This is a genomic window from Thermosipho sp. (in: thermotogales), assembly GCF_020054775.1.
GTDB lineage: Bacteria > Thermotogota > Thermotogae > Thermotogales > Fervidobacteriaceae > Thermosipho > Thermosipho africanus.
The window spans coordinates 1-12,091 of the sequence record NZ_JAIHAP010000057.1; the positions used below are offsets into that span (position 1 = coordinate 1).

12 protein-coding genes are annotated in these 12,091 nt (G+C 30.4%); 7 read left to right on the forward strand and 5 right to left on the reverse strand.

Translation table 11 applies throughout. The annotated features are described in order from the left end of the window. The 4 genes from JG780_RS08485 to JG780_RS08500 form a co-directional block, all read right to left on the reverse strand. Positions 1–599, reverse strand: a 599-nt coding sequence (locus JG780_RS08485; RefSeq protein ID WP_287570115.1) for an AAA family ATPase, incomplete at its 3' end; no start/stop codon positions are given. After that, the gene (gene murC, locus JG780_RS08490) at positions 596–1,897 is read right to left on the reverse strand and encodes a UDP-N-acetylmuramate--L-alanine ligase (RefSeq protein ID WP_287570117.1); all 1,302 of its coding nucleotides are present in this window, start codon (positions 1,895–1,897) and stop codon (positions 596–598) included. The genes JG780_RS08485 and murC, both read right to left, overlap by 4 nt. Further along, the gene (locus JG780_RS08495) at positions 1,894–2,898 is read right to left on the reverse strand and encodes a UDP-N-acetylglucosamine--N-acetylmuramyl-(pentapeptide) pyrophosphoryl-undecaprenol N-acetylglucosamine transferase (protein WP_287570128.1); all 1,005 of its coding nucleotides are present in this window, start codon (positions 2,896–2,898) and stop codon (positions 1,894–1,896) included. Before JG780_RS08495 ends, murC begins: the two co-directional genes overlap by 4 nt. Next, positions 2,895–3,848: a 2-hydroxyacid dehydrogenase gene (locus tag JG780_RS08500; RefSeq protein ID WP_012580038.1), complete on the reverse strand. Its 954-nt coding sequence runs from the start codon at positions 3,846–3,848 to the stop codon at positions 2,895–2,897. The genes JG780_RS08495 and JG780_RS08500 overlap by 4 nt, the downstream gene beginning before the upstream one ends. Positions 3,849–3,954: 106 nt before the next feature. Between JG780_RS08500 and JG780_RS08505 the strand changes: the two genes are divergently transcribed. The 7 genes from JG780_RS08505 to JG780_RS08535 are packed head-to-tail and all read left to right on the forward strand — an operon-like array spanning position 3,955 to position 11,137. After that, the gene (locus JG780_RS08505; RefSeq protein ID WP_287570119.1) at positions 3,955–4,665 is read left to right on the forward strand and encodes a SagB/ThcOx family dehydrogenase; all 711 of its coding nucleotides are present in this window, start codon (positions 3,955–3,957) and stop codon (positions 4,663–4,665) included. A 44-nt stretch (positions 4,666–4,709) separates the two neighbouring features. After that, the gene (locus tag JG780_RS08510) at positions 4,710–7,148 is read left to right on the forward strand and encodes a hypothetical protein (protein ID WP_287570121.1); all 2,439 of its coding nucleotides are present in this window, start codon (positions 4,710–4,712) and stop codon (positions 7,146–7,148) included. Positions 7,149–7,170: 22 nt separating this feature from the next. Continuing rightward, a complete protein-coding gene (locus JG780_RS08515; protein WP_287570123.1) occupies positions 7,171–8,889 on the forward strand; it encodes an FG-GAP repeat domain-containing protein in 1,719 nt (572 codons plus the stop codon). Position 8,890: 1 nt separating this feature from the next. Beyond that, positions 8,891–9,283, forward strand: coding sequence for a hypothetical protein (locus tag JG780_RS08520; RefSeq protein ID WP_004101283.1), 393 nt, complete (start codon positions 8,891–8,893; stop codon positions 9,281–9,283). Next, positions 9,277–9,771 (forward strand): prepilin-type N-terminal cleavage/methylation domain-containing protein, encoded by a 495-nt coding sequence (locus tag JG780_RS08525; protein ID WP_114702690.1) that lies wholly within the window; start codon positions 9,277–9,279, stop codon positions 9,769–9,771. The genes JG780_RS08520 and JG780_RS08525 overlap by 7 nt, the downstream gene beginning before the upstream one ends. A 4-nt stretch (positions 9,772–9,775) precedes the next feature. After that, positions 9,776–10,792 (forward strand): PilW family protein, encoded by a 1,017-nt coding sequence (locus JG780_RS08530; RefSeq protein ID WP_287570126.1) that lies wholly within the window; start codon positions 9,776–9,778, stop codon positions 10,790–10,792. Between the two features lie 12 nt (positions 10,793–10,804). After that, the gene (locus JG780_RS08535; RefSeq protein WP_004101287.1) at positions 10,805–11,137 is read left to right on the forward strand and encodes a hypothetical protein; all 333 of its coding nucleotides are present in this window, start codon (positions 10,805–10,807) and stop codon (positions 11,135–11,137) included. 146 nt (positions 11,138–11,283) lie between these two features. Here JG780_RS08535 and JG780_RS08540 read toward each other — a convergent pair whose 3' ends face one another. After that, positions 11,284–11,889 (reverse strand): HAD family hydrolase, encoded by a 606-nt coding sequence (locus tag JG780_RS08540; protein WP_004101288.1) that lies wholly within the window; start codon positions 11,887–11,889, stop codon positions 11,284–11,286. Positions 11,890–12,091 lie beyond the last annotated feature (202 nt).

Genomic DNA, 12,091 nt, shown 5'->3' on the forward strand with positions numbered 1-12,091 from the left:
ACCTTTATATATAGGCTTTTTTTATTTCGTTCAATTTCATAAATTATATCTTTTAGCCTTTCTATGTTTGCTTCTGTACCTGCTAGCTTTGAAAGAGCTTCTTTTTTTCTTTCAATATATACTGATGTCCCTGCAGCATCTTCAAATATTTTTTTTAGTTCTTGTGGAGTTGCCATTGCGATTTTATCTATTTTTCCTTGACCAATTATTGAGACAAGAGCGTTAGAGCCCAGCAAGGCCGTTATATCTTTAAGACGCGCACTTTCTCCATTTAAATAGTAAGTGTTTTCTCCACTTGCATCCAATTTTCTTGCTATTTTATACTCTTGACCATTAAAATCGAATGTAAGTTCCACAAAAGCGCTTCTAGCTGAAGGTGTTTTTCCGTTTCCTTTAAATATCATGTCAAATTTTTCTGAGGCCCTTAATTGCTTAAGTGAATGTTCTCCAAAGACCCATTGTATAGCTTCGACAATATTTGATTTTCCTGAACCGTTGGGTCCAACGATTGCTGTTATCCTAGGAGATATTGGAATCTTTACGGGTCTGCCAAAGGATTTAAATCCATTTATATAAATTTCCTTCAGCTTTATACTCAAACTTTTAGCCCTCCTACTTTTTCTTTAAATTTCTTTGAAATTTCAATAATATCTCCCGCACCTGCAAAAATATATACTCCAGGTTCTGAGGGTAGAATTTGTAGTAATTCTTCTTTTTCTTGAACAAAGATAGCATTATTTATCTTTTCTACAATTAATCGAGCGCTAATACCATTTTTTGATTCGAATGCGCCATAAACTTCAGTAATATATATCTTATCTGCTAATGATAAAGCTTCTGAAAAATTCTTCCATTCTCTTTTTAGCCTTGAATATCTGTGAGGTTGAAAAATTATTGTAATTTTTTTGTCTTTAAAAACGCTTTTTGCAGTTGAAAGTAAACTTTTAATTTCTACTGGAGTGTGAGAATAATCATCTATTATTACGATATCATTTTCATTATATGATATATCGAACCTTCTTTTTGGAAGCGAAAAATCAGAAAATGCTTCTAGTACCAAATCTTTTTCATATCCCATTTCAAAGAGCAATGAAATTATTGAAAGTGCGTTGAGTGCGTTGTGAACTCCTGGAACGTTTAAAATGAATTTTTTCTTTCCATATGGTGTATTTATTGTGATTTTTTGAGAAAATTTGTTATTTTCTATTTTATTTATTTTATAGTCCCCATCATTTAGTCCAAATTTTATAGAGTTATTTAATATATTATTTTCGACATTTGACACACATATTTTAACATTTTTGCACGAATTTTCAAAACAACTGTTATAATGTTGTAAATTTTTGAAATTTTCTATGTGATCTCCCCGAATGTTAGTTATAATGAGATAGTCAGGGTTATAGTTTTCAAAACCTGGTTGGCTTTCATCCATTTCAAAGACTGCTATATTACTTCCTTTTCTGTAGTTTCCGTGTTCCAACATTGGATGCGTTGAGCCCAAAAATACTGTGGGATCCTTTCCAAGTTTTAACAAAACATGAGCAAGCATAGCAGTTGTTGTAGTTTTCCCATCCGTTCCTGTGACACCAATTTTAGTGTATGGCCTTAAGATAGATATATGGTGTTCTAACCTTGAAATAACTGGTATACCCTTTTCTTTTGCTTTTTTAACTTCCACGTTATCTTCAGAAACTGCTGGAGTTCTAACTATTAGATCTGCGTTATCGATATTTTCTGGAAGATGTGATTTAAAAACTTGAATTCCAAGGCTTTTTAGATAATTCACACGTTCCGATGAATATGGGTCGGTTCCTGAAACTACATTTCCTGAGAAGTGTTCGTGTATCGCTTGTGCACTCATTCCGATTCCGCCGATTCCAAGGAAGTGAATCTTCATTTTAACACCTCGTTTTTAATTTCTTTTGCTATTAAAATTGCTGGATTTGTCTTTGGTGAACCTTTTCTTTCACGGTTTGAAAGCTCGATAATCTTGTTAGCTATTTCATCAATATTTACCTCTTTTTCTCTTATTACATATCCTAATCCGAGTTTTTCAATTTGCTTTGCGTTTTCTATTTGATGTGCTTCGGTGGAGCCTTCCCATGGAATTATTATCGAAGGTGTATCAAAGAAAATTAATTCACTTACTGTTGTAGCACCGCCTCTTGTGATAGCACATGAAACTGCACTATAATAATCTGACATGTTTTCAATGTAATCCAAAATTGTTAAATTTTCACTTTTGCAAGGTACTTCTTTTCTTCCGCTTGATAATATAAAATGATAATCCTTTAGTTTATTTGAAAGCTTGCATGCAAGTGAATTTAAAAATTCACTGCCACCGCTTCCTCCAACAATTAGAATGGTCTTTTTTTCAAAATTCAAATTTTCTTTATGACGTATTAAAATTGGGTTTCCGGCTACAACGACATCTCTTTGAAAGTATTTCTTAGATTCTTTAAAAGACACAAAAACCTTCTTTGCAAAGGAAGATAATTTAATATTTGCAAGTCCAGGAATTACATTTTGTTCTTGAATAAAAAGTGGTATTTTTAGTTTTTTTGTAGCAATTCCAACAGGGTAGCTTACGTATCCCCCTGTTACAAATACAATGTCCGGCTTAAATTTTTTGAGTTCTTTTAGAACAATATTGTTAGCATTAAAGATTTTAAATAACCTTTTTATATTTTCAATAGAATAAACAGGTCTTTTAAGACCTTGGATTTTTAGAGAAACTGTTTTGTAATTGTAATCTTTTAAGACTTTCTCCTCGAGTTTTCCTGAAACTGTGAAGTATAGAACATCAATTGGAGTGAGCTTTTCAAGTTCTTTTAGAACGGCAAGTGCAGGATATAAATGGCCCCCTGTTACCCCGCCTGCAACCGCTATTTTAATCATTCTTTCCACACCAAATTTCTTGGAATTTTTCCCTCTAATGCATCTATTATATTTTCTGCTACCATTATAGACATCTTTTCTCTTGTTTCATATGTTGCAGAGCCAATGTGTGGTAGTAGTACTACATTATCTAATTTTTCCAATCCCTTTGTAATTTCAGGCTCATTTTCATATACATCAAACCCTGCTCCTGCTATTTTTCCATCTTTTAAAAGTTCGTACAGTGCTTTTTCATCAATAATTGGACCTCTTGCAGTATTTACAAGGATGGCGTTTTTCTTTAAAAGACTTAGCCTTTCTTTATTTAGAAGATGATATGTTTCATTGGTAAGTGGGGCATTTATGGAGATATAATCACTTTCTTTTAATAAGGTTTCTAGATCTACATATTTTGCGTTGTATTTATAATCATCTTCTACCCTTTTTCTATTATGATATATGATTTTCATGCCAAATCCCATTGCCCTTCTTGCAACTGCTTTTCCGATCCTTCCCATTCCAATAATTCCGAGTGTTTTTCCATATATTTCATATCCAAGAAACAGATTGGGTTTCCAACCTTCAAATTTTCCTTCCCTTGTGAATTTATCGGCTGGAATAATTTTTCTTGCTACAGCAAGAATTAAAGCCCAAGCAATATCTGCAGTTGCTTCGGTCAAAACATCAGGAGTGTTTGTGACATATATTCCTTTTTGCTTTGCATATTCCACATCTATGTTATTAAATCCAACAGCATAATTTGCTATTATTTTTAATTTTTTTCCTGCGTCTATAAATTCTTTATCCACAGGATCCCTAAGTTGTGTTACAACTGCATCCGCGTCTTTTAAACGTTCCATCATTTCCTGCTTTGTCAAAAATTTTTCACCTTCGTATACATCAACATCGAATTTTTCTTTTAATAGGTTTATTCCAGATTCAGGTATTTTGTAAGTTATAAAAACTTTCATCTAACGACACCTCCCAATAGATTATATCATTAATTCACAAATTTTGAGTAAAAATTTTAAAACTTTTGTTTGTAAAATTTGATATACTCTTAGTGGAGGTGAAAGTATGAAAAGTAGAGAATTTTTAAAATCTAACTGGAGGCAAATAAAAAATACGGATAGAGAAAAAGGTATTGAAAAACCGGAAATTGAAAAAGATTGTGAAAAAGTAATTAAACTTCCAGAGTTTAATTTAGGAAATAAACCTCTCAGAGAGGTTATAGAAGAGAGAAAGAGTATAAGAAAATATACTGATACACCTTTGTCATTACAGGAATTGTCATTTTTACTTTGGGCAACGCAAGGTGTTAGAAAGTATATTCAAGACAAAAAAGTAGTTTTTAGAACAGTTCCTTCAGCAGGTGCGACTCATCCATTTGATACTTATTTGGTTGTATTTAATGTGGAGGGATTGGAAAAAGGTATATATAGATATGTATCATTAAAACATGGACTTTGCAAAGTCAAACCTGGAGATTTTAAAGATAAAATTATAGATGCAACATTAGGGCAGCAGTTTGTTGGAAATAGTGCTGTAGTTTTTGTTTGGGTTGTCGTTCCATATAGAACGGAGTGGAAATATGCAGCAGAATCTTACAAGGCAATTGCAATTGACGTAGGACATGTTTGTCAAAACCTTTATCTTGCAGCAACAAGTATAGATTGTGGAACATGTGCGGTTGCTGCTTATGATCAGGAAAAGATGGATAACTTAATTGGTGTTGATGGTGATAACGAGATGGTAATTTACCTTGCACCTGTTGGTAAAATTGTGTGATATAATTATTTTAACAAAATAATATTAAGAAGGGGAGGAAAAGCGTGAAAAAATTTTTGTTATTTATTTTTCTATTATTTTCGGTTGTATTGTTCTCAAAAGCATTAATTTTTGAGCATGCTACAGTTTATTATCCAGAAGGTTATGAAAACCTTGCAATTAAGGTAGGAAATATCTTTGAAGATATTAGGGACGATGTGGTTAATATGTTTAAAAATGATCCTGGAAGAATTAATATATTTATAAAAACAAAGACTACTATAACTAACGGCTATGCAAACCCGCTTCAAAATAATACAATTGTAATTTATACTTGGCATCCTACTGGAGTGATGTATAATTATCTTCCTCTTGATGATTGGTACAGATATCTTTTAATACATGAATTTACTCACATTGTAACTCTTAAACCAAGTGACGGTATTTTAAAAACACTTTCGGATTTAAAAATGCCGTATACTCCAAGCTTAGGAAAATTTTCGGTTGAGGCCCCAACGGTATTTGCTGAGTCAAGTTTTTCAGAAAATTCTGGAAGATTAAGAAACCCTGTAATTTCAGATGCACTTTTTTCGACATTTGGTGGAACTTTTCCTCAGGACAAAATTGCAAATGATTTTAGAGTAGGACAAGTTTTTTACAATGGAAACGGAGGCTTTCTTGAGTATCTTGTAAAAAAGTATGGAATGGAAAAGGTAAATAAATATTTAAAAGATTCTATAAATAAATCGTATAGTTGGTTGGAAATTATGCTGAATTTTTCAATCCCTTATGTTTCACTTATAAGACTTCCTGAAATTTTTACTGATGATTTTAGAGCACATTTTGGTAATAATTTTGAAGATGAGGTTTCAGAGTGGCTTAATAGCTTAAATGTAAAGTTTGATGGAGAAAAAATATACGAAGGTAAAAATGAAAGAATTTACAAAATAGAGAAGGTTGATAATAAACTGTATATTTTAAAGAGTAAGTTTGGTGCTGCAACAGGATATTTGGACAATCCAATAAATGAGTTAATTGTATTAGAAAAAGGGAATATACTGGCAAAATATAATCTTTCTGCATTGGACTTTAAAGTTGATTCTGGAGAAATTTATGCACTTGTATCAACAAACAATAAGACAGAAATATGGAACATAGGCAAGAATGAAAAGATTGTTGATGGATTTATTAGTGCATTTGATGTGTATGATGGCAAAGTCATTTATTCAATTTATGATGATAAGTCTGATGAATCAATAATATATGGATTGAGCGAGGAAATAGTTGTAAATGGATTTGTAAGAAGCATTGCATTTGATGGAGAAAATTTGTATTACTTAGTGGGGAATTCTCTCTACAAGGATAATAATTTAATAGACAATTATTATCTTAAAGGTGCCTTTTTAAAAAAGAAAAACGATGGAATATATGTAACTATGAAATTTGATAATTACATGGAATTGTTAGATGTAAAAAATTTTAGATTACTAAGCAAAGGGCTATATGCATTTGATGGAGAAGTTAGTAAAGATGAAGTTTACTATGTAAGTTATAGTCAAAGTGGAATGGCGGTATATAAGACAAAGTTAGCATCAAGTACTATAGAAAGTATAAAAGCAGAGAATCTCAAAATAGATGATTATGAGTTTAGAAAAGCAAGTCTTTTGGAAGAAAAAAAGTATAATTTTGTGCCATCTTTATTTGCACCATTTTTCTTAACAAGTTCTGCTTTGGGTGATTTTGGAGGATATGGAGGTTGGAGTGTTGGTAGCATATTTGATTTTAAAACTTCAATAGATTCTGACCTTGTTCTGGCACCTTATTACTTAAGATACTTTAAAGATTATACAAATTTTTACAATGAATATGGCCTTGGATATGCTTATTTGTTATATAAGGATAGATTTAGCATTTTAAATGCTGGACTTTTTAGAAATACAGAAGATTATTTTTATGGGGTTACAGAAGTTTCATTTATACCTTTTGTCTTTAGAGTTGGTTATAACTCTAATTTATCGTTAAATATGGATATTTCAGGTTTTTATTTTGCAACTGGAACATCCCTTGACTATAACTTTAACTTTAGTCCAGGTATTGTATATTCTAATAACACTTTTTCATCTAGTTTATATTTAACTGCTTATTCACAACTTGGAAATAGTGAAGTTTTTTCATTATCTTCTGGAGTTAGTATGTTGAATATTCTTAATGAAAATTCATATGTATATGGGAATTTAGTGTACAATTTTGAAAGTTCTACATATTCTTACTCTGGAATTTTTATTTCAAACATTTTTCCATTTTACAAGCAATCTGGAATAGGTGTAGGTGTTAATGGAGGAAATGATTTTAATGGTCTATTTTATGTATTTGTTGGTTTTCCAAATAACAACCAGTTGTATTTACAGAGTGGATTTGAGATGGACATGAGTGGTAAGTTAACTCTGTTTTTTGGAATGGGAGCTAAGCCACATTCTTTTTATTTTATCAATGAAGTTTATTAGTTTTATACGAGAGGTGATTTATATGAAAAGATTTATATTATTATCTTTGATTTTTTTCGTTTTAAATTATTTATTTGCAGATGTTTATACTGCAGAATTTCCTGTTTCAAATTGGAGTCAGCAATATCCTGAAAAAGCATGGGGGGCTATTTTTGTAAAAAATGTTTCAACACGTGTTGTTGATAAAAAAATTGTAGCGGTGAATGTTTATAAAATTATAGATATTACAGCAGATCCAGGTTATGGATCTTTTGGGCAGGTTTCTCAAACTTTTTCTGTGGATTATAACAAAGATGGATATGCAGATATTATATCGTTAACTTATTATGGTTTGGTAGTAATTAAAGAAAATAAAGGAAAAAAAGATGGTGAACTAGTTTTGGAAAATACATCATATTATCAATTACCAATTGAAAATGGTGATGGGACTTTAATTGTTGATGATTTTGATAATGATGGCAAGTTAGATTTGTTTGCATATAATTCTTGGCAATATGCGCAATTTGTTAGTGATGTTTTAAACAGCAATGGCGAAGATGCTGTGTATAAAAGAATCAGTAAAGATAAAAACTTTGTTACAAAATGGACGGTTTCTGCTATGGCAAGTTATGATTACAATGGTGATGGTTACAAAGATGTTTTTTATATTGACTACAAAGGAAGAGTTTGGGTTTGGTTAAATGATCCTGGACAAGGTAGTGAACGTTTTTTTGATGAGTCCAATATAATTAAATTATTTAAAGATAAAGATTTGAAATCAGATGGAGGTGGAGGAGTTTTAGATATAGGTGATTTAAACAACGATGGAACAATAGATATTATAGTTGGTCATACTGATAAAAAAAGCATTTTTGTATATTTTGGAAAAATAGTTAATAATCAGTTGACATTTGATACAGATAATAAACTTGTTTTAACTACATCAAGTGGAAAACTAAGTGATTATGTTATAACCGATCCATCTATAAAAAATTCAAAGTCTCCAGAGATTCTTCCAAGTTTTGGACCGACCATTATAAAGATAACTGATGTAGATAGAGATGGCTACAAAGACATTTTTATTGGAACAGATGCTTGGAGGCAAGGAAAAAATTTTGGGGGAAGTGTGTATCTTTTTAAGGGAGTTGATATAACACCGGACAATAAACCTAAATTTTTAAGCTTAGAACTGGTACACGGTAGTTATTCAAAAGATAACAATCCACCTTACGATTTTGATGCTGGAACAATTGCAGATTTGGATAACGATGGAATACCTGACTTTGTTGCAGCTGATGGTAATCACTCTGGTAATTACTATAAAATAATAACCCAGACTCAAAAGGAATATGAAACTTCTCCAGGGTATCTAATAAGTGATTATCTTACAAATCTTGTTGGAATTTTACCAAAGGATCTTCCAAATAATTTTGTCAAGAGAATAAAGGTAAATATTGGCTTTGACTTATCGTTGGGAAACGGTTCGTTTGAAATTAGGTATATAAAGAACGGGATAAAAGATCCAAGCCTTATAGATCCATTCGGTTACCCTTTGATGCCAGATGCTAGTGGAACAATAGTAGAAAATTTTACTACAGAGATAGAATTTGATAAACCTGTTCCGGATCCGCAGATAATAATAATTTTAAAACCTGAAAGTGAGTTTTCTGCACCACATTTAAAATATTTAAAATATGAAATTGAAACGGCTCCATCGCAGGTTATTATTAAAGGATTTAATTGGAATAAAGGGGATAATTGATATGAAAAGAGGTTCACTGCTTGTCGAGGCTTTAGTTACTTTGATTATAATAGTTTTTGCATTTGGTGTTGCTTTTGTGCCATCATGGAGTCTTTTGAGAAAAACAAAGGAGAATTCAGAATTAATATCTCTTGAAGAGTTACTTTTAAACAAATGTGAAGAACTTACTTATTTGAATGTATCAAGTATAGTTCCACAAGATAGTTATGAAGAATATAATGGTGTAAAGTATAAAGTTAGTATTTCTAAAAAGAATATTGAAAGCAGTGACATATTTACTCTAACTTCAGATTCAACTTTTATTACTTTTCCTGAAATAACAATAGTTACTGTAAGGATTGAGACTGAAGATGGAAAGTACATTGAAACTCAGGTGGTGCCTCAGCAATGGTAAAAACACATAAAGGATTTACGTTAATAGAATTGTTAATTGTTATTGTAATAATTTCGATTGTAATGTCTGTTTCTTTTGTTGGATTTCAAACGATGTATAAAAATTATTCCACAGAATCAAAATTGAGTGGAATTTTACAAAATCTGCTTTTTTTGTTCATTGATGCAAGAAGAACGGCAATTATTGAAGATGATGTTGTATGTATAAGATATGCTAATGGAGAGTTTAGTTATTATATAGATAATAACTTGGATGGGACACCCGATTCAAATGTTATTTCATCATTTAAAACTGATGAAAATATTAAGGTATATTTAAATGATGAGGAAAAATCTTCTTTTTTAATTTATACTTACGATAGTTTGTTTTTTAAAAACAATGCTGGCGTGTTTGAAAGCTCATATTCAAACACTGAGATAAAAATATTACTAGATTCAAGAGAAAAGATTTTAAAGATTGAAAATTCATTACCAAAGGTTTTGGAGTGATAAGATGAAAAAAGGATTTACTTTTTCAGAACTTTTAGTTTCTATGTTGATAATAGCAATAACTTTTCAAATAGTTTATTATATTGTTGATAATTCTGTTGAATCATATAAAAACTCAAGAATAAATCTTCAAAATTTATATGCTGAAAGTTCTATTTCACTTCTTTTCGATATCCTTGAAAATGAACTTAAATATGCTGGAAGTGGAGGAGAACTTTTGAAAGAATTGTATAAGCCTGTTTTTGTTCCTGGAGATCAAGGAAGTTATGAGCAAAAAGGAGAGGTTTATTCTCAAGTTACAGATCATTGTAAGATTGCAAATTCAATAGATTACTATGAAGATTCTCAAAAAAAAGAATTTTATATTACATATGTTGTAACGTACAAGAATTTTTTTGTTAGAAATGGTGATGGAACTTACTCACCCTTGTATGGTGGAGATCTTGGGAAAATAAATTGGGTAATAATTAAAAACAAGCTTTCTTCTTCAGCAGATGGCTATTATACAAGAATTGCAAAGTTAGATGCAAATAAAATTTCAGGACCTGGAACTTATCCTGGTGAAATCACACCATCAGACATATTTGAATTTAAGGAGATAAATCTTGCAAAGACTAATAAAACTCTCAGTTTAAGGAATGAAGACAAATATGTTTATCCTTTATATGAAAAATCTGTAGCGTTTACAGGCTATCCTAGTGTAATGATAAAGCAAACAAAGATAGTTTTTGAAAAAGAAAGTGGAAAGATTTATATTGAGAGATATTTTCCAATCCCCGATTCAACTTCAAATATTTATATTTCAAATATACTCGAAAATGTTGAAGATTTTGATATAAATGCAATGTATTATAGCAATGGTATAAAAGAAAAACCGCTATCTGAAGTAGACTCAAGCTTTGATTTATCTTCAATATTCGCTTTAAAGTTTGTTTTGACATGGAATGCTCCTTGGAAGTATAAAAGTAAGGAATTTAAAATTATTAAGGAAAGAATCATTGTTTTAATTCCAAACTTATAGGGGGAAAAGTATATGAAAAAGGGAATTATTAATATTTCTTTGGGAATAATTTTGATATTTTTTTCAGCTTTGTCAGCCCTTTTGCTTTCATATCTTTTTAAAGATGCCATTAATGTAGAAAAGAAGATAATTGAGACGGTGGATAATACATATTCAAAAATACTTTATATTTCCGGGGCAAATATTTGGAGAAAGTTTTTAACTGAAAACGCAGCATATTGGGATGATATACAAGCAGAATTTGAAGATGCAAGTATTTCAGGCAATTCTACAAGAACACAGCTGGTTCTAAATACGTATTTAGAGTATAATTTAGGCTCCAAAAAAAATATGATTATACTTTAGTTTCAACCACAACTACTTATATTTTTGAAGAAAAATATATTAATGTTATTTTTGAAATTTTAAAAAATGGTATTCACGTATCAAAAGGAGTATCTTTTGATTTTGGATGGCCAGGAATTTAATTAAAAATGGGGACTTTCCTTTTTTTAAATATCTATTTTTAGTATTTTTGAAAGTTTGTCTTTTAAATCTTCAGGCTTTTCTAAATGAATTGTCTTAAATCCAAATTTTTCTCCTGTCTTTATATTTTCTATTTTATCATCTATGTACAAACTTTCTGCAGGGTTTATTTTGTATTTTTCTATAAGGATCTTATATATTTCATCTTCAGGTTTGATTGATTTTACATGGCTTGATATTATCATTCCATCGAATAATTTGAAGAAGTCGTATTTTTCATACACTTTTTGAAAAGCAATTTTGCTAAAATTTGATAAGATGTATAGATTATAGCCTTTTTCTTTTAGTATATAAAGAAGCTTTGCATTTTCTTCAATTGGTGTGAGTAAATCTAAAACTTTGTTTTTCATGTGCTCAATTTCTTTTTTATATTCTGGATATTGATTTAATTTATTTTCCCAGAGTGTTTGTTCATCAATAACTCCTTTGTCCATAAGGTTCCAATCATTAGTGTTAAATATTTTTTCCAGTAGAAAAGAAGTTGTATTTTCGTCAAAAACTTTTTTCATGTATTTTTCAGGTTCCCAGTTAATAAGAACCCTTCCAAGATCAAAAATTATGTTGTTAATCATCTTTAAACCTCCTCGATTCTTCCATTTTAATTCACATTTTGCTTTATAACATTATAGTATGGAAAATTAATTTAGACAATAACTTAAAAAAATCCCCACTTTCTGGACTGAACCCAAGAAAAGGAACGAAATAAAAAACACCCCCGGAAGTGATAAAATATAACTATCTAGGGGGTGTTTTTCATTGGCAAAGAAAGGGCAA